We start from the raw sequence: 20,927 nt of genomic DNA, 5'->3' as shown, positions 1-20,927 counted from the left end.
CCCAGCTGGTCTCACAGGAGGGATTTGACCTTTTCGGCAATCGCTTCGGGGGTGATGCCGAATTTCTCGTAAAGCTCGGGGGCCGGAGCGGAGGAGCCGAAGCCTTCCATACCCACGAAGCCCGCCTTGGTCTCGCGGCCACGCTCGCCGAGGAGGTATTTGTCCCACGGCTGACGGATTGCGGCTTCCACGGCCACGCGCACAGCGCCGGCCGGCAGGATACGGCGGCGATAGGTCTCGTCCTGCGCGTCAAACAGTTCCATACAGGGCACCGACACCACACGTGTACCGATGGCCTGTGCTTGCAGGATCTCGCGGGCTTTCAGCGCGATCTCGACTTCCGAGCCGGTCGCCATCAGGATCGCCTGACGCTTGCCCTCGGCTTCCTCGATCACATAAGCGCCTTTGGAGACCATGTTCTGGTTGGTGTGTTTGGTGCGCAGCGTCGGCAGGTTCTGGCGCGAGAGCGCGATCACCGAGGGGGTTTCCTCGGTCGTCAGCGCCATTTCCCACGCTTCCGCCGTCTCGATCACATCCGCCGGGCGGAAGGTCCAAGTATTGGGCGTCGCGCGGCAGATTGCCAGATGCTCTACGGGCTGGTGGGTCGGGCCATCCTCGCCAAGGCCGATCGAGTCATGGGTCATGACGTAGACGGCAGGCACTTTCATCAGCGCCGACAGACGCATCGCACCGCGGGCGTAATCAGTGAAGCAGAAGAAGGTGCCGCCATAGGGGCGCACGCCCCCATGTAGCCAAAGACCGTTCATCGCCGCCGCCATACCATGCTCGCGGATGCCGTAATGGACATAACGGCCCTTGCGGTTCTCGGGATCGAAGACACCCAGATCGGCGGTCTTGGTCAGGTTGGAACCGGTGAGGTCAGCCGAGCCGCCGATGGTTTCGGGAACGGCGGGGTTGATCGCGCCCAGCACCATTTCCGATGCCTTGCGGGTGGCAACTTTAGGCGCCGCCTCGGAATTGTCCTTCTTGAACTTGCGGATGGCACCGGCAAGCTTCTTGGACACGCCGCCGTCCATCATGCGGGTGATTTCCGCCTGTTTGGTGGCCGAAATTGCGCCGAAACGCTCTTCCCATTCGCCGCGCTCTGCCGCGCCGCGCGCGCCGATGGCTTCCCAGGTGGATTTCACATCCGCGGGAATCTCGAAGGCACCGTGATCCCAGCCATAGATTTTCTTGGTGGCGTCGATTTCCGCATCCCCCAGCGGCGAGCCGTGGACCGAGTAGGTATCGGCCTTGTTGGGCGAACCGAAGCCGATGATGGTCTTGCAGTCGATGAAGACCGGTGCGTTCGATTTCTGCGCTTCGGTCAGCGCGCGGTCGATATCTTCCGGATCATGACCGTCGCAATGCAGCACTTTCCAGCCCGCAGCCTTGAAGCGCATGCGCTGGTCGGTGATGCAGGCCTTGTCGACGCGGCCGTCGATGGTGATGTTGTTATTGTCCCACAGAACGACGAGGTTCTTGAGTTTCTGCATGCCGGCAAGGCCGATGGCTTCATGGCTGATGCCTTCCATCAGGCAGCCGTCGCCTGCAATCACATAGGTCTTGTGATCGAAGATCTTCTTGCCGAAGCGCGCGCGCAGGCTTTCCTCGGCAATCGCCATACCCACGGCGGTCGAGATGCCCTGACCCAGCGGGCCGGTGGTGGTTTCCACGGCATCGAGCAGGAAGTTCTCGGGGTGGCCCGCGGTGAGCGCGCCCTTCTGGCGGAACTTCTTGATCTGATCGAGCGTCACCTGCGCGTCGCCGCAAAGATAGAGGAGAGCGTAAATCAGCATCGAGCCATGGCCTGCCGACAGCACGAACCGGTCACGATCCATCCATTTCGGAGCTTTGGCATCGAATTTCAGGTGCTTCTGGAACAGAACGGTCGCCACATCGGCCATGCCCATCGGCATGCCGGGGTGACCGGAATTGGCGGCCTGCACGGCGTCCATCGCAAGGGCGCGGATGGCCGAGGCGAGTTTCCAGTGGTCGGGGTGCTGTTCACGAAGCGTGGCGATATCCATGGGCGGGATCCTCATACGGCGACTTGGTGGCGTTCGTTCGGCCCCTGATAGCAGGGATCGCCTGAATATCAAGCCTGCGTGGAGGCGGTTTTGGTCTTTGTCGCAAGAACGGGCGCCAAGTTGCTGATCATATTGGGGTGGGGACTGGGAATGTCTTGACCTGAGGGGATAAACTGCAGACTAACACCGTAAATAGCGCGATTCGTGGGCGCAGGCCGGGCCCCGCGCTTGGGGGAACCCATCCGGTGATTTGATATGGCCGCTGGTTTGTGACTAGATTAAGATCAGCAGGCAAGGTGCTGTTAAGCGGAGATTTGACACGATGACAGATAAGGCGGCCGATTTCGCGGAATATGAACGGAGGCTGGCTTTCGCTCTGGCCCGTGTCGCCAAGAATGTCGAGACATTGGTCAATGGGCGTGACGCGCTGCGCAGCGATCTGGACGAGGCCAGAGCCACGCTTGAGGCCGTCCCTGTGGCAGAGGCCGTGGCCGAACCCGAGAAGATGGTTGCTCCGGAAGCAATCCTTGTCGAGGGATTGCAGAATGAAAACAAATCCTTGTCCGAAGATCTTCTGGCTGCACGCGAAGAGATCAAGGACATGCAAGCGCAGATTGAACTCGCCGCGACCGAGCGCGAGGCTGCGCTTTCGGCCTTGGAGAAACGGCTGGGTCAGCGCGCCCGTGCCCTGACCCAGGCACTGTCGGAAATCGAGCGCCTGCAGGCCGCCAATACCGAACTGATTGCCGCCAATCGCGGGTTGATCGAAGCGGGAGGCCGGATGGCCCAGTTGCAGATCAACGAGGCCCTGCGCGCCGAGGTCGAGGCGCTGCGTGCGGCCCGCACGGCGGAACGGGCGGCCCTAGATGAAATCATCGGGGGGATCGAGCCGCTCCTTGCCGCCCGCGATACCGCATTGCGCGAGGATGCAGCTGCGGAGAAGGCTGTGCCGGAGCAGATCCAACCGGAAGACGAAGAGGCAAGCGAGGAGACCCCGAATGGCTGAAGTGATCGTGACCATCGGCGGACGTGACTTCGAGGTCGCCTGCCAGAACGGGGAAGAGAGCTATCTGCGCTCGGCGGCTGAGATGCTCGACCGCGAGGCCTCCGTGCTGATCGGGCAGATCGGGCGCATCCCCGAGGCCAAGATGCTGTTGATGGCGGGGCTCATGCTGGCGGATCGCACCGCGGCGGTCGAGGACGAGATCGCCGCGATGAAGGCGGATATGGCGCGGCTTCAAGCCGAGCTGACCGAGGCGAAATCCACTGTGGCGAAGGTCGAGGTTCCGGTGATCCCGCCGGAGATGACCGAAGCACTGGCCGAGATCGCAGCCCGAGCCGAGGCGCTCGCGGATAATATCGAAGACGTTCTGTGATCCCCGCATCCGTTCGCAGGGCGCCGGATGGTGGATTGCGGAACGCAGGAATGGATACTGCCCGCCCCTAAGGGCGAGCAGTGGTTTCGCGAGTGGTAAACTATCGCTCTTAGGGGCGGGCGAGATCTAGGATGATCTGGTCCCGCTCGCGCGGTTTTGCCGAATGGGCATTGCCGAAGAACCCGCGGCCCCAATTCTCGATCCCGTTATTCTTGAGGATCTTGAGAACACCTTTCAGGCGTTCGATCTCGCGCAGCATCAGGTCCTCGGCGGCCATCTTGACCTCGGGCGTTCCGCCACGGGTCTCGATCTCGACCGGCGCATCCGATGCGGTATGCATGATACAGCTGGCGCAAGGCTCGTTGATCTCGGTCACGATCAGTTTCAGGGCGATGATCTTAAGATCATCTTCCTTATGCGCCACGAGGCGCAGCCCGAGTGGCGCACTGGAGAGCATGGCAAGTTCTGCTTTAGTGCGGGGATCGATAATCAGATGCTCGTCGCCATTGGCGATCTCGCGCAATGCCATTGTTGTGGCATGAAGTTGTAGAAATAGGTCGGCTGGGATCGACTTGTTAGGCATTGCTATATCCGTGGTTGCGGCAAGGGCTGATTGATCATCAACTTATGCGTGAACCGTGGATAACCCGTTAACCGCTGCTGCAAATGCACAAACGGCGCCCTGTTGAGGGGCGCCGTTGCCGGAATTTTATTCCGCGGCGGTCTTCATCTGGAAGCCCTTGGCCAGCTGGTCGGCGGGCGAGATGGGATATTCGCCGGAGAAACACGCATCGCAATATTGCGGGTTTTCCTTATTACGGCCCTCGGCCTCGCCTGCGGCACGGTAGAGACCGTCCAGCGAGATGAATTTGAGGCTGTCGACGCCGATCCAGTCGCGCATCTCGTCCTCGGTCATCTTGGCGGCGAGGAGTTTGGAGCGGTCGGGCGTATCGACGCCATAGAAGCAGGGCCATGCGGTGGGCGGGGACGCGATGCGGAAATGCACTTCCTTGGCGCCCGCATCAAGGATCATGTCCTTGATCTTGCGCGAAGTGGTGCCGCGCACAACCGAGTCATCCACCAGAATGACCCGTTTGCCCTTGATCAGCGCCTTGTTGACGTTGAGCTTCAGACGCACGCCCATATTGCGGATCTGCTCTGTCGGCTCGATGAAGGTCCGCCCCATATACTGGTTACGGGTAATGCCGAGTGCGAAGGGAATACCCGATTCCTGAGAGAATCCGATGGCTGCAGGCGTGCCCGAATCCGGCACGGGGCAGACCAGATCCGCCTCGATAGGCGCCTCGCGGGCAAGTTCCACGCCGATCTGGTGGCGCGTCTCGTAGACCGAGCGACCGCCATAGGAACTGTCGGGGCGCGAGAAATAGACGTGTTCGAAGATGCAGAAGCGCGATTTGGCCGGCGCGAAGGGACGGGAGGATTTCACCAGCCCGTTCTCGATCACGACCATTTCGCCCGGTTCGATCTCACGCACGAACTCGGCACCGATGATGTCGAGGCCACAGGTCTCGGAGGACAGGGCGAAGCCGTTATCGCCCAGACGGCCCAGAACCAGCGGGCGCACACCAAGGGGATCGCGGACACCGATCAGCTTGGTGCGGGTCATCGCAACCACCGAGAACGCGCCTTCGACGCGGCGCAGCGCATCGGCGATCCGGTCGGCATGGCGTTTCTGGATCGAGCGCGCCATCAGGTGGATGATACATTCCGAATCCGAGGAGGACTGGAAGATCGCGCCCATCTCGATCAGTTCGCGGCGGAGCTGGTCGGCATTGGTCAGGTTGCCGTTATGCGCAACCGCCGCACCCCCCAGCGAGAACTCGCCGAAGAAGGGCTGGATGTCGCGGATCACGGCGCCTTTTTTGCCGGCGGTGGAATAGCGCACATGGCCGATCGCGATCGGGCCGGGCAGGGTCTCCATCAGCGAGGCTTTGGTAAAGTTATCGCGGACATAGCCGAAACGGTGGGCCGAGTTGAACCCGTGTTCGGGGTCATGGGCGACGATGCCGCCTGCTTCCTGGCCGCGGTGCTGGAGCGCATGCAGGCCGAGCGCCACGAAGTTGGCTGCGTCTTTTACGCCGACAACGCCGAAGACGCCGCATTCTTCCTTCAGCTTGTCATCATCAAAGGGATGGGAAAGGAAGGGCTGGGGCAGATCGTTCATGGAAACTGGCTCCGGGCTCGGAATCTGGGAGGGTTGAGGGCCATATAATGCGAAACGGGAGGGGTGTTAACCCCTCCCGTTCCAGAAAGCTTTACAACGATGTCACGTTTTACCCTCGGGGGGGCTGTCATTGCTCGATCGGCTGTGCGGGATCGACCGGGCAGGCCGAGACGAGCTGTTCGTAACGGGCAGTGATCCAGCCGGGCGCGTCTGCGGGCATCGATTCGTCCATCTGGACCGACATGCGCGAGAAGACTTTGGCCGAGCGCGAATCGTCGACCACGGCCATCTGGTCATGCACCATCACGCGGTCATAGACGACGAAGGCCACAGCCACGAGCACCACGCCACGGATCACCCCGAAGAGGAAGCCCAGACCCTGATCGAGGCCGCCAAGCGCCGAACGCTGCACGGCGGAGGCGAAGAGGGGCGTGATGAAGCTCATCACGATCAGTGCCAGCGCAAAGACCGCCGCAAAGCCGCCGATGGTGGCCAGATCGCAATTGCCTGCCAGGAAACGGTCCAGCACGGGGATCTGTGCGACGAGCGGGCGGGCCGCATCGGCAAAGATATAGGCCAGCACGGCGGCGGCGATCCAGCCGACAATCGCCAGCGCCTCGCGCACGAAGCCGCGGCTATAGGCCAGAATGGCCGACAGGATAATGATGACCGCCACGATGGCGTCGACGATAGTGAACCCGTCCATACGTTTTTACGTCCTTCAGTCTCGCCCGCGCGTCAACCGGCGCCGAACATGTCTCCGACAAATGTCACGAGATCGGGGAGTTTCCTCAGGGCGATCCCGTCGCCCCCTTCGGTTTTCGTGCCGGAAGGAGCAATAGCTTGTGAGAAACCAAGTTTTGCCGCCTCTTTCAACCTGTTTTCCGCCTGACCCACCGGTCGGAGGGCCGCCGAAAGGCTGATTTCGCCAAAAATCACCATATCGGCGGGCAGAGCGGTGTCTTCTCGGGCACTCAGAAGTGCCGCAGCGGCAGCCAGATCGGCTGCCGGTTCGGTCACCTTCATCCCGCCTGCCACATTAAGAAATACATCGAGGCCGGTGAAGGGGATGCCGCAACGGCTTTCCAGCACGGCGATGATCGTGGAGATACGGCCGCTATCGAGCCCCACCACGGTGCGGCGCGGACTGGCCAAGGTAGAAGGGGCGACCAGCGCCTGAATCTCTGTCAGCACAGGCCGCGTGCCTTCAATCCCTGCAAAAACCGCTGATCCGGGGGCGGCCTGACCCCGTTCCGACAGGAAGAGCGCCGAGGGGTTGGTGACTTCGGCCAGCCCACCGCCGGTCATCTCGAAAACACCGATCTCGGCAGCGGGGCCGAAGCGGTTTTTCACGGCGCGCAGGATACGGAACTGGTGCCCGCGTTCGCCCTCGAAATAGAGCACGGTATCGACCATATGCTCGACCACGCGCGGGCCCGCAATCTGGCCTTCCTTGGTGACATGGCCCACCAGAACCACCGAACAGGCGCGTTTCTTGGCGAAGCTGACAAGCTCGTGACATGCGGCGCGGACCTGAGACACAGAGCCCGGCGCCGATTCGACATTATCGGCCCACATGGTCTGGATCGAATCGATGATCACTAGATCGGGGGCCTCGGATTCCATCGTGGTGAGAATGTCGCGCAGGTTGGTCTCGGCGCCCAGTTGCACCGGCGCATCGGCCAGCCCGAGCCGCTGCGCGCGCATCCGCACCTGCGAGGAGGCTTCCTCGCCCGAGATATAGAGGCACTTCAAACCGCTTTGGGCAAAGCGCGCGACCGCTTGCAGGAGCAGGGTGGATTTCCCGATCCCCGGATCGCCGCCAACCAGAATGGCCGATCCCGGCACCAGACCACCGCCCAGAACGCGATCGAATTCGACCATGCCCGAACAGGTGCGGGGCGGCGGGGCCTCCTCGTCGGCGAGGCTGCTCAGCCCGATGACGCGGCCCTTGGAGGTGCCCAGCGTCTTGCCTTTGGGCCCCGCCGAAAGAGGGGCCTCCTCGATCAGCGTGTTCCATTCGCCACAGGCATCACATTTACCGTTCCATTTGCGATGGACGGCGCCGCAGGCGGTGCAGGTATAGGAGAGGATGTTTTTAGCCATCCGTTAAATATGCGGAACACAGGGCGAACATCAAGGGGCCGGACCGCGCTTGCAAGAATTGCCGTGCAGAAAATCGGGGCGAGAAAATCGGGGCGGGGGAATTGGCGCGCGGGGCGGGGTTTCCTATAGAGGGGGTGAGATTCACCACGAGAGGCTTTCCGATGCGCATCCGTCTTCTTCTTTCCGCCCTGGCGCTGAGTTCTATCGCCAGCTGTAGCGCGATGGGCAGCAACCATGCCGTCGTCAAAGGGGCCGGTCCCGATGATCTGCTGAAGCTGCGGGCCGGGCCGGGGCTCGGGTTCAACATCATCATGGGCCTGCCCGATGGCACGCGCCTGACCAAGCAGAAATGCGTGACCGAGAGCGGCCAGCTCTGGTGCCGTGTGTCGCTGGCCGACAATCCGGGCGTGTCGGGCTATGTCTCGGCCGATTATCTCGGGATGGGCATGTAACAGGGCTTACCGGGCCGGAGGATCATTCGGCCCGGGCAGCGCCACGACATTCGAGCCCTTCGCGGCCTTGCTCGTCGGGCGTTTGGGGGTGACAGGTGCCTGCGGCTCTTCCAGCTCGTAGCCAAGCGCCGCCAGAACCGCGACCAGATCCCGCTCGAGGAGCTGGAACTCGCGGGTCACGCGCCGCTCCTCGGCCTCGACATCGGTCAGCCAGTGGCCGATCTCGTCGCAGGTCTTGCGCGCCAGCTTGATCTGGGCATCCAGCCGGTCTGTCTCCTGCTGGCGGGCCCTGAGAGTGTCGCGCGCACGGTTCACCCGCGCATCGCTGTAAATCCGCGAGAGGTCGCGCGATTGCAGGCTCATCTGGGCGGCAAGTTCCAGAAGCTCCGGCTCGAGGGCAGGCAGATCGGGATGGCTGCGCAGCCATGCAATCCGCTCACGCATAGCGTCAAATTCGCCCGAGAGCGCGAAGACCCCCGCACGATCCGCCTCATGGGCAATCCGGTAGGCATGGGCCACGTCCTGCATCGAGATCTGGAAGTTGCGGTGACTGCGCTCGAGGCGGCTGACGCGCGAATGGGCGGGCAGGTAAAGCGCCAGCACCAGAGCGATCGCGGCAAAACCTCCCTGAAGCCACGGACCCAGATCAGTGACCGCGCCGCCATCGAACGAGGCTGCAATGTTCAGCCATGGCATCAGCCCCGTGGCGGAGGCCAGAAACTGTCCCGCTGCACAGACCGCCAGCACCAGAACCAGCCCCGAGACGGTGGCATTGACCATATCCGCAAGATCGCCGCGCCGTTTGGCAAGGCTGCGCAGATGGGCGGCCCCCGCCATGTCGGACACCGTGTCAGGCTGTACATCAGCCATCGCCGCCTTGCGAGAAGTTGCTGCCATCACACACCCCTGAAAACCCGTTGCCGCATGCAAGACGCGGCTCTTCACCCAAGGGAAGCTTGCGGTAAAAGATATGTGAATGCAAGGGGCCGCAGCCTATGCGGGGCCGTCACAGGCGCAAGAACGAGGTCTTGCGCCTGCCGGTTGTGGCTCAGGCCAGCGTTTCGCTATAGCGGCGCTCGTAGCGGGCGCCCAGCGAAGTCAGGACCTCGTAGCCGATGGTGCCGATCAGATCGGCCACCGCATCGACACCCTGATGGGTGTTCAGCAGATCCAGCTCCTCGGGCGTGCCGTCGAGATCGGTGATATCCACGGTGATCAGGTCCATCGAGACACGGCCGATCAGCGGGCAGGGTGTGTCGCCCGCCCAGAGCTGTGCGTTGTTCGACAGGCGGCGGCTGATCCCGTCGGCATAGCCTGCCGAGATCGTGGCCACATGGCTGCGGCGTTTGGCCTCCCAAGTATTGCCATAGCCCACCGTTTCGCCCACCTCCACCATCCGCGTCTGGATGACGGGAAGAGAGAGGGTGACCACAGGTCTGGCCTCCGCGAAGGGCATGCCGCCATAGAGGCCGATACCGGGACGCACGAGATCGAAATGATACTCTTTACCGTAGATCAGGCCGCCGGTCGCCGAGAGCGAACGGCGCAGGCCGGTGCCGTCGGTCATGCGGGTAAACTCGGCCAGCTGGCGCTCGTTCATCCCCATATGGACCTCGTCCGAGCAGGAGAGGTGGCTCATGACCAGTTTGGGCGATTTCTCCAGCAGCATCGGCGCAAGGGCGCGCCAGTCAGCATCCTCGAGCCCGAGGCGATTCATGCCGGTGTCAAGCTGCACGCCGAAGGGGGTGGCCGGAGACACTTCCATATGGCGTTTCACCTGCTCGGCGGAATTCAGCACCGGCGTGAGGTCGAGATCGTCCAGCATGTCGCGATCGCCTGCCATATGACCGGACAGGATGAAGATTTCCGGTCCATCGCCAATCGCCTGGCGCAGTTTCGCGCCTTCCTCGGCCAAGGCCACGAAGAAGGTTTTTGCGCCTTGGCGCAGCAAGGTGCGGGCCACACGGTCCGCCCCCAATCCGTAGGAATCGGCTTTTACCACCGCGGCGGTCTGCGTCGCGGGGCCCGATTTGGCGTCCAGGGCCTTCCAGTTGGAGGCGATGGCGTCGAGGTCGATATGAAGAGTAGAGCTTGCCATGGGCGAATGTCTTCGCCTTTCTGCGTGCCTCGTCAAGAACTAACCGCAGCGGCGCGGATTTGCCGAAGAATATGCGCAAGACCTGTGGTTTCACGACGCGCGATCGGCGGGATTCGGGCGCGCGGGAGAAGAATATCCCGCGCGCTTATTTGCGGCTAGGGGACTGTCTGTCCGGTGCAGGACGAATCAGAACCCGTCCGAGCCGTCGCCCTGCCATGCCTTGGCCAGATCGGAGAAGCGGGTGAAGCGACCCTCGAAGGCCACCTCGACCGAGCCGATCGGCCCGTGACGCTGCTTGCCCAAGATGATCTCGGCCTTGCCATGGACCTGCTCCATCACCTGCTGCCACGCGGCCATCTTTTCCAGCTCGTGATCGCCCGGTTTCTCGCGCTCTTTGTAATATTCGTCACGATAGACGAACATCACCACATCGGCATCCTGTTCGATCGAGCCCGATTCCCGCAGGTCCGAAAGCTGCGGACGTTTGTCCTCGCGGCTTTCCACTGTCCGGCTCAGCTGCGAGAGCGCGATGACGGGGATGTTGAGCTCCTTGGCGATTGCCTTCAGGCCCATCGAGATCTCGCCGATCTCCTGCACGCGGTTATCGCCACGCCCCGAGCCGCGCAGAAGCTGCAGGTAGTCGACAATCACCACATCGAGCCCATGCGTCCGTTTCAGGCGACGGCAGCGGGCGGCCACCTGCGCAATCGGCAGGGCGGGCGTGTCATCGATATAGAGCGGGCAGGTCTCGAGCGATTTCGCTGCCTCGACGAAGCGGCGGAATTCGTGCTCGGACATATCGCCACGGCGGATCTGTTCGGAGGGCACCTCGGCGGCTTCGGACAGGATACGCGCGGCCAGCTGCTCGGCCGACATCTCGAGGCTGAAGAAGCCCACACAACCGCCCTCGATCGCACCTTCGCTGCCATCGGGTTTCTGGCCGCGCTTATAGGCTTTGGCGATGTTGAAGGCGATATTGGTGGCCAGCGAGGTTTTCCCCATCGAGGGACGACCGGCAAGAATGATGAGGTCCGAGGAATGCAGCCCCCCCAGCTTCTTGTCGAGATCGCGCAGGCCGGTCGAGATACCGGCCAGCCCCCCCTCGCGCTGATAGGCGGCATTGGCCGATTGCACGGCCTCCGTCACGGCCTTGAGGAAGGAGACGAAGCCCTTCTCGGCAGTGCCCGACTCGGCCAGCTTGTAGAGCGCGCCTTCGGTCTGAACGATCAGCTGTTCGGCCTCTTGGCCGACATCGAGCTTGGAGGCATTGGCCGACAGCTCGCGCCCGACATTGATCAGCTCGCGACGCAGCGCCAGATCATGGATCATCTGCGCGTAATCGCGCGCGGCATAGGCCGAGATGGCTGCGCCCGCGAGACGCGCCAGATAGGCAGGCCCGCCCAGCTCCTTCAGGCCGCTGTCATCCTCCAGATAGCCCTTCAGCGTCACCGGCGAGGCCAGCGCGTTCTTCTGGATGCGGGCCACGGCGGTCTCGTAGATGCGGCGGTGGACGGGTTCGTAGAAATGATCGGCCTTCACCACTTGGGCGATGCGGTCATAGATATCGTTATTGGTCAGGATCGCGCCCAGAAGCTGCTGTTCCGCTTCGATATTATGCGGAACCGGATCGGCCTCCTGAGCCCCGTGCTGGTCGATCTGATCGTTTCGAACTGCGCTGATCTCGTTCATCTCATGCCTCGATACCCGTGAGCGGGTCTCTTACCTTATCCTTCCCGCAAAACTCAATGTGGAAAACCCATAGCACTTCAGCCGCGAACAGGCTCCGCAAGGGGCGGGTATTGTGGTGGTTTGATCCCGTTCTACCATATCCGGCGTGAGGGCGCGAAAGAAAATGCGAAAGGGCGGGCCTGTGCACATTTTGCGCACAGGCCCGCCCACAGCCTTATCCACAGGAATCTCGCGTCAGGCGAGACAGCTGACCGGGGTCAGTCTTTTTTATTGGCGTCTTGCCACGCACGGGGCGCTTTGAGGAAGGCTTCGACCTCGTCGAGCGTCTCGGCATCAAACGCGCCCTGGGCGCGCGCCTCGGCCAGAACATCCCACCATGTGCACAGATACGACAGCTCCACACCATGCTCGCGCAGGTTCGGGATCGTCTCGTCAAAAATGCCGTAATAGAAGATCACAGTGGTATGGGCACAGGTCGCACCGGTCTCGCGGATCGCATCGACGAAGGACAGTTTCGAGCCGCCATCGGTGGTCAGGTCCTCGACCAGCAGCACACGCTCTCCTTCGGACATTGCACCCTCGATACGGGCATTGCGGCCATAGCCCTTGGGCTTCTTGCGCACATAGGTCATCGGCAGGGCGAGACGCTCGGCCACCATCGCGGCAAAGGGAATACCCGCGGTCTCGCCACCGGCCACGTTGTCGAACGCCTCAAAACCTGCCTCGCGCATCACAGTCACGGCCATGAAATCCATGAGCGTCGAGCGGATGCGCGGGAAGCTGATCAGCTTGCGGCAGTCGATATAGGTGGGCGACGGCAGGCCCGAGGCCAGCGTGAAGGGCTCGCGGGCATTGAAATGCACGGCCTTGATTTCCAGCAGCATACGCGCGGTCAGGCGGGCGATCTCTTCTTTCGGGGGGAAGCTTGCGGGGATCATGAGGGAAACCTTCTTGTGGAAAACCGCGCCGGCGGACCGGCGCGGGGAATATCAGTCCTGGACGTGCCAGAAGCAGGGGAAGCCCGGATCGAAGACGGTCACGGGGCTGTCCTCCACCGCGATCTTGGCGGGCCACTGGGCGGCCTCAGAGGTCTTGCTCAGTGTGAGCGTGGCCGTGTTCACCGGCAGGCGGTAGAAGGCCGGGCCATTCTCGCTTGCGAATTTCGCAAGGTTATCCAGCTTGCCCTCGGCCTCGAACACATGCGCCAGAAGGGCCATCGTGTTGGTTGCGGTGAAACAGCCCGCGCAGCCACAGGGGTTTTCCTTGGCATGATCGGTATGCGGAGCCGAGTCGGTGCCGAGGAAGAAATGCGGATTACCAGAGGTTGCCGCCTCGACCAGCGCCAGGCGATGCACCTCGCGTTTGGCGACCGGCAGGCAGTAGTAATGCGGTCTGATCCCGCCCACGAGGATGTGGTTGCGGTTGATGATCAGATGGTGCGTGGTGATCGTGGCGCCCATATCGTCGCCCTGCGATTTCACATAGTCCACACCGTCCTTGGTGGTGACATGTTCCATCACCACGCGCAGCCCCTTGACCGAGCGCAGAACCGGATCGAGGATACGGTCGATGAAGACGGCCTCGCGGTCGAAGATATCGATCTCGGGCGAGGTCACCTCGCCATGCACGCAGAGCGGCAGGCCGATCTCGGCCATCTTCTCGAGCACGGGGCGGACCTTGTCGAAATCCTTCACGCCCGAGGCCGAATTGGTCGTGGCGCCTGCGGGGTAAAGTTTCACGGCTTTCACGAGACCCGAGGCATGGGCTGCCGCCACATCCTCGGGGTCGGTCTCCTCGGTCAGATACAGCACCATCAGCGGCTCGAAGCTCGCCCCTTCGGGCAGTGCCTTGAGGATACGGTCACGATAGGCGGAAGCCTGAGCGCCGGTCACAACCGGCGGCACCAGATTGGGCATGATGATCGCGCGGCCGAAATGGCGGGCGCTTTCGGGGGCGATGGCCTTCAGCATCGCGCCATCACGCAGATGCAGGTGCCAGTCATCGGGGCGGGGAATGGTGATCTGGGTCATGGGTTCCGCTTACCCCGAGCGCGCGCGCAAATCCAGCGCGAAGAGCAGCGCGGCTGTGGGAAAACGACCGCCTTCCTGTGGCGGGCCTGTGGCGGGAACGGTTGCGCCGCTTGCATGGCGGGGCTGCAATAAATGGGCGTAGTCGTGGCAGGACATCTTCCCTATCTGGGTAGCCAGGGAGGAAAAGTCCTGAAAGCACGAAACAGGAGTTTTCCAAATGGCAAGTTTTGTAAATACTGCCCATAAGTCTTCTTTGGGCTCCGTGATCGCCCGCATGTTCCAGAAAGCGGGCCGCGCTCTGGTTCTGGCAACCGAAGCGAAATCGCGCCAGTCGGAAATCGTTCGCCTGAACGCCATGTCCGATGCGCAATTGGCGATGAAGGGCATCGCGCGCGACGAGATCGTCGCCCATGTCTATCGCGACCGTCTCTACGCCTGAGTGTAGAAACTGCTCCCGTTGGTCCCATTTGCCTGAGGCATGCCGTTCGTATGTCTCTTCCGGGCCACCGGCGACAGGCCAAGAGTTTGTAACACGTTGAATGGTAAAAAGTTGAAAGGCGACCCGAACCATATGGTTCGGGTCGCCTTTTGCATTACGGGGCGTCGGGGCAGCCCTTCAGGCCTGTTCGAGAATGATACCTTTCTTGGCCAGCTCGCCCACAAGTTTGTTGTAGCGTTTGCGCAGCCGTGGTGCTTTCAGCCGCACGGCCGCATGATGGCAGACCAGTGCCTCCATATAGGGGCGGTCCATCGCATCGACCGCACGCAGAAGATTGCGGGTATAGGAGATGTTCTTGCGGCAGTCGCGATAGATATGGCGCAGCACGCGCGGCGTTAGTTTGCCCTCGCAGGCCCGCGCGATCATCAGTTCCAGTTGGCCGCAACGCGCGATTAGCGAGGCGATTCGTCCACCCGCCAGAATGCAGGGCATCAGCTTGATATTGGGGCGGTAGAACAGAGCCGCATGCATCGCGTCGAGCCGCTCGAGTGGATCATAGATGATATAGCCCTGCTCGGCGCCCTCCATCATATCGGGGGCAAAGCCGTAACGGTCATCGAAACTGACCTGACGCATTTCTGGGAAACGGTCGTCCCATCCTGCCAGCAGCGGCTCCAGCGTCGCCTGCGGCTGGATGGCCAGCACCGTGGCTCCCGGCGCGGCCACCGAGAAGGCACAGGCAGCATAGCCGCATGATCCCGCACCATAGAAAACGACGCGGTCAAAATCCTCGAAGAAACCGTCATCCACCAGACGGTCGAAATAGGCATAAACCTCGGGCGAGCGGAACCATGTCGCATCCTCGGCAATCAGCGTCAGGCTCGACCAGCCGCCTTCCTGCGCGATCCGGTATCCCAGCGGCAGACCTTCCTCATCGGAATCGATGAGCGGGTTACGTAGCTCGAAAGTGACCAGCAGGACCGGCGCATCCTGACTGAAGAGCGCGGCATGGGCACGGCCAAGCTCTTCGTAATGGCCGAACTCCTCGCCAAGCGCGGCCATGCGGCTTTGCCAGTCCGTCACGCTCATATCCTGCATCTGTTCCACCCCTCGATCCTCAAACCGGCCCGCATGACAGCCACGGGTCATCGCTCATCCTCGACCCCGACTATCCCCTATCTTCCGTTAACCTTTCACTATCCGAAAGTGACGAAAACAAGGTGAACGAAAGAAAATGCAATGGCTGCAAAGTTTTACGTCAACAATCTCGTGAGGATGGCGCGATTGTTCACAATTCGTCATCAGGTTGCGTCCGATGCGCCAATTGTCCCAGCCTCAGCATGCGCCGTGCATCGGATTCGGACAAGGGGCGTGTGGGCGGTGTCAGCAGCAGACGTCCGAACATCGCGCGTGGCGCCTCCTCCAGAAGGAGCGCATCGATCCGCGCCCGCCGCCACGCGACCGCCTGCGCATGCAGCGGACCCAGCACGGGGTCGCCCAGCAGTTCCTGCCGGATCTCCTCGCGCCGGAGGCGGGTGCGCTCGATGCTCACATCGGTTTCGCTGCAGAAATTCCGCTCGACCCAGTAGGAGAGATCGAAGCCGCCCACATCACGATTGGCCCGCCCGCGATCGCATTTGACCACATAATTCTCCATCGAGCCCAGCGCGTAATGGTTGAGCTGAACCAGCCTCCGGCACTCTCTGTCGGGCGGTGTGAAAAGGCGGTTCTTATGATAGAGCGGGGGCAGGACAGTGCCCGATCCGTCATGCCAGCGCGGGGTTGCCCCGTCCTTTAGTCCGCGCGGGCGGTGCACGCCCAGCTTGCGATACTGTCCGCGATTGCGCAGCAGTGTCTTGAAGATCGAGGCCCGCCACGGCCAGAGCATTTGCGTGGGGGCGGCACGCCGGAACTGCTCGGTCACAGGTAGGTCTGCAAACTCCACCACCCCGTCATTACCGAAAAAACGCCATGTCAGCGCAATCGCATCGGCCCCGGGCAGGGCGGTGATCAGATCTCCGAACTTGCCCGTCCCGATATGGATATTCACGAACTCATCCACATCGAACACAAGCGTCCAGTCGGCACGAGCCTGTGCGGGATGCTTGTCGGCACGCAAGAGTGCTTCCCATTGCGGGCCGCGCTTCCAGGGGCCGGGGTTGCACTCGTGATGCAGCCCGCCCATCGCGGCGAGCCGGTCGAGCATGAGATCCGTCCCGTCCTCGCAATCATTGGAATAGATCAGGAAGTCGCTCATGCCGATGGCACGGTGATGGGCGATCCATTCCAGCAGGAAGGCGCCTTCGTTTTTCATACAGCTGATGCCGAGGATCTTCATGCGTCTGCTTCCAGTGCTGCCAATGCTACCGGTGCAAGAGTTTGTAATGAAATTCCCCGCCGCGCACATGCGGGACTCCTAAGCCAGTCCGCAAGAGTCTTTTGTCCTTTGGAGGCATTACATCCCCGACAGCACAAAGCGATATTCTCACGCGTGATGATGGTTGCGTTGTTTACTATATGTTCCCAGCTCGGGCGCTGGGCCACGCACGCCCCCGAATTTTCAAAACACACACCACAATAGATACAGGCATAGTCGCGCAAGCGGATATCGGCTTCCAAATCCGGTGGGATCTTCCAGCGGTTGGCCATCAATGCTCTGCCTCGCCCGCATGTTCGACCGTAAAGAAGAAATCGGGCGCCACTTCGCGCAGATGCATGTCCTCTGGCAGGCAGTCTGGACCGGCATTGAACACAGCCGAGCCGAAATGCTGGAGCATGCGCGAGAGGCGCTCGTATTTCGCACTTGTCAGATCGCCGTAGAAATTCTCGTAATTCTCGGTGGCACGCAGTTCGGCGATCTTGGCGCGGTGGGCGCTCACCGCCGCCTCATGGGCCGCGCGGATCTCGGGGTCGGCCATCAGCCGGTCATATTCGGCCTGTAGCGCAGGGATCATCCGCTGGATCGAGGTCTCGGTCTCGAGATTGTGGTTCATCCGGAACCAGTAATTGAGCCCCTGATCGCGGTCCACATGGTTCACCCGCCCGCGGTCGCGTTTGACCAGAAAGCTTTCCGCCGAGCGCACGGCATAGTGGTTGAGCTGCACCCAGTCATAGCCATAGGTCTCGAGCGTCGAGCGCCAGCCATTGCGGAACATCTCGCGCGGCATGGGCTGGCCCGAGCCGTTGAGCCATTTCACCTGATCCCAGAGATCGGGCACCAGACCTTTGGGGCGGTGCACCCCCATCTTCTTGTAGATATCCATATTGCGGAATAGCGTCTTGAACCCCCAGGCCTGATGCGGCTTGCGCACGACCTCGGGGGCGCAGGTGGTGAACTGGTCCAGAAGGAAGCGATCCTCATATTCATGGACATCGGCATTACCGAAGAGCCGCCATGTGAGAGAGATCATATTGGCCTCGCCCATGGCTTTATAGAGATCGGTCAGGGTGCCATCGCCAATCTTGATATTGATGAACTCGTCCACATCCATGCAGATCGCCCAACCGGCCTCCTGAATGACCGGCTCGGCTTCGGCGGCCTGCAGGGCTGCGTGCTGGGGTTTGAGTTCTCCACCCGGACGCCACGGGTTCTCGCGATGCTGCACAAGCCCCTTTGCCATCAGCATATCCAGCATCGTATCGGTGCCGTCGGTGCAGTCATTGGTATAGATCAGAAACTGGTCTACCCCGATCGCGCGGTGATAGGCGAGCCATTCCATGATGAAGGGGCCTTCATTCTTCATCGTGGTCACGATCGCGGTCGAGCCTGCTTTGATCGCGGGTTTGGGGACAGCCTTGACCTTGGACACAGGCGGACGCACGGGTTTATGGCCCCAGACATCCATCGCGAGTGCCAGAAGCTGTTCATCCTCCACGAGCGAGGTTTTGGGGGCCAGCTCTGCCGCCTTGCGCCCCGGCACCCGCAGCGCCATGGCCCGCCAGAAGGTGAAGACATGCGCAGGATCCGGTTTGGCATAAGCCACGCGGGTCATTCGCCATGTGGCCTCGAGCCCTGCTTTGGCCGGCGCACAGCCCCAGCGCGCCGTGCCACGCCGCGCATCGAACTGGCGGCAGATATGATCGGCAAAGCGCTCCGGCGCGTCATTACGGATCCGCCATGGATAAATGCGTCGCCCGACCAGCATCACTACACCCGAAGGCGCCGCGGCACAGGTGTCAAAAGCACCGGTCCTGCCATCGGCCACAGGGGCAAGAAAGTCGGTCACATCCAGCACCAGCACTGCGCGTGCTTCTGCCAGAAACCGCCATTTGGCAATTTCGAAGACCAGCCCCTGTCCAAGGGGAGAGCGGGTCGCATCGGGCGCGGGGATCTCCATCCGGTCCTTGCCGGGCGCATCGGGGGCTAGGAAGGGATGACTCTCGGGGCCGGTATCGGGTTTGCCCATGGGCACGGGGCAATCGAGAACGATCACCTCGATCTCCAGATCGCGCTGGGCAATCCCCTTGTCGAGAGCCGCGATGAAGGCATCATCGGGGAAGCGGTTGAGGATCACCGCGCCATCGGCCTCATGCTGGTCGGCATGCCAGCTAAGCCAGTCGAGGACCGTATCGGCGCTTTCTTCCAGACGCTGCCCGAAGAGACAGTTCCGCCCGCGCAGGACGTCCCATTCTGCGGGGGCCGTTGCCAGAGAGCGTGTAAAGGGCGTAGCCCCTTCAGTCGTGGTCGTGGTCAGGACAGCGGCCGTGCCTGCCGGAAGGGTCGCGCAGACCATCGCGCCCCCTGCTACGTCGCGCAGCTCGGTGATCTGGCCACCCTCGAGCCCGGTGACCTGTTCGACCTTAGAGGGGGTGGCCAGCATCGCACGCAGATGGCGGGTGCCGCCGATCTCCCATGCAACAGCATCCAGCAGCCACGGTCCTGTCGTCTCGGGGCCGTCTCCATCGGGCCCTTGCGGGGCTTCTGCCATGAGGCTGCGTCTGATCACTGATGCCATCGTCTATTTGTCCTGCGTCTTGGCCTGTTCTATCTCGGGCGGCGAACCCCCAGCCCGAGAGGCCTGAGCCTCCATGCAAGCATATGCCGCATAGAGAGTTAAGACCATGTCGGTTTTTTCGTGTATTCCGTTGGAAATTGTCAATTCTTCGGGCAGGTTGGTGCCAGATTATGGTAAGGGCGCTGGGCCTTGCCTGCCGTGTCGAGGGAAATATGCGTGAAATCGGGACCCTATGGATCGGGGGGCGGCTGAGCTGGCTCGAGATCCTGTGCCTCAAGAGCTTCGTTGATCAGGGGCAGAACATCACGCTGTTCTCCTACGAACCCATCGGCAATGTTCCCGAAGGCGTCATCCAGCGCGACGGGCGCGAGATCCTCGACCCCGATCCGCAGGAAGGGTTCCTGAAATACGAGCGCAAGGACAGTTTCGCGCTGTTTGCCGATCTGTTCCGTCTGCATATGCTGGCCAAGTGCCCCGGCATGATCTGGGTTGATACCGATGTCTATTGTCACCGCCCGCTGGACTACGACAGCCCCTATGTTCTGGCCTATGAGCTTCCCAAAAGTGACCGTATCAACAATGCGGTTCTGGGGCTTCCGGCGCAGGGCGAGCTGTTGCAGGCGATGCTGGAGTTTACCCGCGACCGCTTCTCGGTGGCGCCTTTTCTGCCCCACGAGATGCAGCGCAATTACCGTGAGGCGGCAGAGCAGGGCAATCCGGTGCATGTCAGCCAGCAGCCATGGGGCATCTGGGGGCCGTTGATGGTGACCCATTTCACCCGTGCGCTGGGCTTGGCCGATAAGGTCCAGCCGATGGCGGCCTTCTACCCCGTGCCCTTCCCGCAGCGCGAGACCTTCCTGCGGGGCGAGGGGCAGGTGAAAGCGGCGCTCTCGACTCTGACCACGGGGCTGCACCTGTGGGCCTCCAACAAGCGCAAGCTCGGGCGGCTGCCGCATAGTGCACCCCAGCCGGGCAGCTATCTGGACCATTTGTGCCGCAAACATGGCGTGCGGGCGGAGTTTGCCCCGATCACCTCGCGCGGGCGGACCCGTTTCGGGGAGACAGGGATCGATCCACAGGTGCTGGCGCAGATGGGCGTGGGTGTCGTGCGGGCCTGCTACGATCTTGGCGGTCGGGCACCGGCGTTGGCGCTAGCGGCACACCGGCGGCACAATTGCGATATCGTTCTCGTGGATCTGACCGAGGAGGGCGGGGCACGCGAGACGATCTCCGACTGGGTGGCCCCCTATACCGACTGGCTGGCGGAGCAAGGGGTGCGGCGTGATCTGATCCGATATGTTCCCGATCCGTTCCTTCTCGAGCCTGACGGGCTGGTTCTGTCTTTGGGCAGCTACGGGGATCAATGGCCGGTGGCGCCGCTCGGCGCGCTTTTACCCAGAATGCTGCGTCCCGATGGCAGGCTGGTGATCGATATCCGCCGCGGCTCGCGCGGGTTTCCCTTCTTGCGTTCGCGTGGCACGCTGACCCAGATCGCCGCGCCCTTTGGCGAGACTGCCCCCGAGACAGTGCGGGTCAGTTTCGCGCCGAAGGCGGGGGGGCTTTGAAA

18 protein-coding genes are annotated in these 20,927 nt (G+C 62.0%); 5 read left to right on the top strand and 13 right to left on the bottom strand.

The window, feature by feature from the left end; translation table 11 throughout:
• Positions 1-11 precede the first annotated feature (11 nt).
• A complete protein-coding gene (gene tkt / locus VSX56_RS01025) occupies positions 12-2,030 on the bottom strand; it encodes a transketolase (protein WP_350934207.1) in 2,019 nt (672 codons plus the stop codon).
• Between the two features lie 322 nt (positions 2,031-2,352).
• Here tkt and VSX56_RS01020 point away from each other — a divergent pair, with 322 nt between their 5' ends.
• Together VSX56_RS01020 and VSX56_RS01015 are read left to right on the top strand one after the other, a co-directional pair.
• Positions 2,353-3,036 (top strand): coiled-coil domain-containing protein, encoded by a 684-nt coding sequence (locus tag VSX56_RS01020; protein ID WP_339112370.1) that lies wholly within the window; start codon positions 2,353-2,355, stop codon positions 3,034-3,036.
• Positions 3,029-3,406, top strand: a complete 378-nt coding sequence (locus VSX56_RS01015) for a cell division protein ZapA (protein WP_350934204.1) — start codon at positions 3,029-3,031, stop codon at positions 3,404-3,406. Before VSX56_RS01020 ends, VSX56_RS01015 begins: the two co-directional genes overlap by 8 nt.
• Positions 3,407-3,515: 109 nt before the next feature.
• Here the strand turns inward: VSX56_RS01015 and VSX56_RS01010 are convergent, their stop codons facing one another.
• From VSX56_RS01010 to radA, 4 genes are all read right to left on the bottom strand, one after another.
• Positions 3,516-3,989, bottom strand: a complete 474-nt coding sequence (locus VSX56_RS01010; RefSeq protein ID WP_350934202.1) for a hypothetical protein — start codon at positions 3,987-3,989, stop codon at positions 3,516-3,518.
• Between the two features lie 126 nt (positions 3,990-4,115).
• On the bottom strand, positions 4,116-5,591 hold the full coding sequence (purF, locus tag VSX56_RS01005; protein ID WP_339112373.1) for an amidophosphoribosyltransferase: 1,476 nt from the start codon (positions 5,589-5,591) through the stop codon (positions 4,116-4,118).
• A gap of 127 nt (positions 5,592-5,718) precedes the next feature.
• Complete coding sequence (locus VSX56_RS01000; protein ID WP_339112374.1) at positions 5,719-6,297, bottom strand: CvpA family protein; 579 nt, start codon at positions 6,295-6,297, stop codon at positions 5,719-5,721.
• A 32-nt stretch (positions 6,298-6,329) separates the two neighbouring features.
• Positions 6,330-7,697 (bottom strand): DNA repair protein RadA, encoded by a 1,368-nt coding sequence (gene radA / locus VSX56_RS00995; RefSeq protein WP_339112375.1) that lies wholly within the window; start codon positions 7,695-7,697, stop codon positions 6,330-6,332.
• Between the two features lie 161 nt (positions 7,698-7,858).
• Here radA and VSX56_RS00990 point away from each other — a divergent pair, with 161 nt between their 5' ends.
• The gene (locus VSX56_RS00990; protein WP_339112376.1) at positions 7,859-8,149 is read left to right on the top strand and encodes an SH3 domain-containing protein; all 291 of its coding nucleotides are present in this window, start codon (positions 7,859-7,861) and stop codon (positions 8,147-8,149) included.
• A 6-nt stretch (positions 8,150-8,155) separates the two neighbouring features.
• Here VSX56_RS00990 and VSX56_RS00985 read toward each other — a convergent pair whose 3' ends face one another.
• From VSX56_RS00985 to pyrC, 5 genes are all read right to left on the bottom strand, one after another.
• On the bottom strand, positions 8,156-9,046 hold the full coding sequence (locus VSX56_RS00985; RefSeq protein ID WP_350934199.1) for a DNA repair protein: 891 nt from the start codon (positions 9,044-9,046) through the stop codon (positions 8,156-8,158).
• Between the two features lie 151 nt (positions 9,047-9,197).
• On the bottom strand, positions 9,198-10,247 hold the full coding sequence (gene alr / locus VSX56_RS00980; RefSeq protein ID WP_350934197.1) for an alanine racemase: 1,050 nt from the start codon (positions 10,245-10,247) through the stop codon (positions 9,198-9,200).
• Positions 10,248-10,433: 186 nt separating this feature from the next.
• Positions 10,434-11,936: a replicative DNA helicase gene (locus VSX56_RS00975; protein ID WP_350934195.1), complete on the bottom strand. Its 1,503-nt coding sequence runs from the start codon at positions 11,934-11,936 to the stop codon at positions 10,434-10,436.
• 257 nt (positions 11,937-12,193) lie between these two features.
• Positions 12,194-12,874 (bottom strand): orotate phosphoribosyltransferase, encoded by a 681-nt coding sequence (locus tag VSX56_RS00970; protein ID WP_339112380.1) that lies wholly within the window; start codon positions 12,872-12,874, stop codon positions 12,194-12,196.
• A gap of 51 nt (positions 12,875-12,925) precedes the next feature.
• Positions 12,926-13,966, bottom strand: coding sequence for a dihydroorotase (pyrC, locus tag VSX56_RS00965; RefSeq protein ID WP_350934192.1), 1,041 nt, complete (start codon positions 13,964-13,966; stop codon positions 12,926-12,928).
• A gap of 217 nt (positions 13,967-14,183) precedes the next feature.
• Between pyrC and VSX56_RS00960 the strand changes: the two genes are divergently transcribed.
• Positions 14,184-14,405, top strand: a complete 222-nt coding sequence (locus tag VSX56_RS00960; protein ID WP_339112382.1) for a hypothetical protein — start codon at positions 14,184-14,186, stop codon at positions 14,403-14,405.
• A gap of 177 nt (positions 14,406-14,582) precedes the next feature.
• On the opposite strand, the gene VSX56_RS00955 is transcribed toward VSX56_RS00960, so the two are convergent.
• The 3 genes from VSX56_RS00955 to VSX56_RS00945 all read right to left on the bottom strand — a co-directional run bounded on the left by VSX56_RS00955 (position 14,583) and on the right by VSX56_RS00945 (position 19,360).
• Entirely contained in the window at positions 14,583-15,554 is a 972-nt protein-coding gene (locus tag VSX56_RS00955) for a phosphoadenosine phosphosulfate reductase (RefSeq protein WP_339112383.1), read from the bottom strand.
• Positions 15,555-15,693: 139 nt separating this feature from the next.
• Positions 15,694-16,743 carry a glycosyltransferase family 2 protein gene (locus VSX56_RS00950; RefSeq protein ID WP_350934190.1) on the bottom strand — a complete coding sequence of 350 codons (1,050 nt, stop codon included), beginning with the start codon at positions 16,741-16,743 and terminating at the stop codon, positions 15,694-15,696.
• A gap of 310 nt (positions 16,744-17,053) precedes the next feature.
• On the bottom strand, positions 17,054-19,360 hold the full coding sequence (locus VSX56_RS00945; protein WP_350934188.1) for a glycosyltransferase family 2 protein: 2,307 nt from the start codon (positions 19,358-19,360) through the stop codon (positions 17,054-17,056).
• A 212-nt stretch (positions 19,361-19,572) separates the two neighbouring features.
• Here VSX56_RS00945 and VSX56_RS00940 point away from each other — a divergent pair, with 212 nt between their 5' ends.
• Positions 19,573-20,925: a glycosyltransferase family 32 protein gene (locus VSX56_RS00940; RefSeq protein ID WP_350934185.1), complete on the top strand. Its 1,353-nt coding sequence runs from the start codon at positions 19,573-19,575 to the stop codon at positions 20,923-20,925.
• Positions 20,926-20,927: the final 2 nt, after the last annotated feature.

It is taken from the genome of Thioclava kandeliae (assembly GCF_040297545.1).
Taxonomy (GTDB): Bacteria; Pseudomonadota; Alphaproteobacteria; order Rhodobacterales; family Rhodobacteraceae; genus Thioclava; species Thioclava kandeliae.
The sequence above is the reverse complement of the archived record's forward strand: the minus strand, read 5'-3'. Positions and strand labels throughout refer to the sequence as shown.

Coding starts and splice junctions, on each gene's coding strand:
- tkt (WP_350934207.1), bottom strand. CDS start 2,030: ATGGATATCGCCACGCTTCGTGAACAGCACCCCGACCACTGGAAACTC.
- VSX56_RS01020 (WP_339112370.1), top strand. CDS start 2,353: ATGACAGATAAGGCGGCCGATTTCGCGGAATATGAACGGAGGCTGGCT.
- VSX56_RS01015 (WP_350934204.1), top strand. CDS start 3,029: ATGGCTGAAGTGATCGTGACCATCGGCGGACGTGACTTCGAGGTCGCC.
- VSX56_RS01010 (WP_350934202.1), bottom strand. CDS start 3,989: ATGCCTAACAAGTCGATCCCAGCCGACCTATTTCTACAACTTCATGCC.
- purF (WP_339112373.1), bottom strand. CDS start 5,591: ATGAACGATCTGCCCCAGCCCTTCCTTTCCCATCCCTTTGATGATGAC.
- VSX56_RS01000 (WP_339112374.1), bottom strand. CDS start 6,297: ATGGACGGGTTCACTATCGTCGACGCCATCGTGGCGGTCATCATTATC.
- radA (WP_339112375.1), bottom strand. CDS start 7,697: ATGGCTAAAAACATCCTCTCCTATACCTGCACCGCCTGCGGCGCCGTC.
- VSX56_RS00990 (WP_339112376.1), top strand. CDS start 7,859: ATGCGCATCCGTCTTCTTCTTTCCGCCCTGGCGCTGAGTTCTATCGCC.
- VSX56_RS00985 (WP_350934199.1), bottom strand. CDS start 9,046: ATGGCAGCAACTTCTCGCAAGGCGGCGATGGCTGATGTACAGCCTGAC.
- alr (WP_350934197.1), bottom strand. CDS start 10,247: ATGGCAAGCTCTACTCTTCATATCGACCTCGACGCCATCGCCTCCAAC.
- VSX56_RS00975 (WP_350934195.1), bottom strand. CDS start 11,936: ATGAACGAGATCAGCGCAGTTCGAAACGATCAGATCGACCAGCACGGG.
- VSX56_RS00970 (WP_339112380.1), bottom strand. CDS start 12,874: ATGATCCCCGCAAGCTTCCCCCCGAAAGAAGAGATCGCCCGCCTGACC.
- pyrC (WP_350934192.1), bottom strand. CDS start 13,966: ATGACCCAGATCACCATTCCCCGCCCCGATGACTGGCACCTGCATCTG.
- VSX56_RS00960 (WP_339112382.1), top strand. CDS start 14,184: ATGGCAAGTTTTGTAAATACTGCCCATAAGTCTTCTTTGGGCTCCGTG.
- VSX56_RS00955 (WP_339112383.1), bottom strand. CDS start 15,554: ATGACCCGTGGCTGTCATGCGGGCCGGTTTGAGGATCGAGGGGTGGAA.
- VSX56_RS00950 (WP_350934190.1), bottom strand. CDS start 16,743: ATGAAGATCCTCGGCATCAGCTGTATGAAAAACGAAGGCGCCTTCCTG.
- VSX56_RS00945 (WP_350934188.1), bottom strand. CDS start 19,360: ATGGCATCAGTGATCAGACGCAGCCTCATGGCAGAAGCCCCGCAAGGG.
- VSX56_RS00940 (WP_350934185.1), top strand. CDS start 19,573: ATGCGTGAAATCGGGACCCTATGGATCGGGGGGCGGCTGAGCTGGCTC.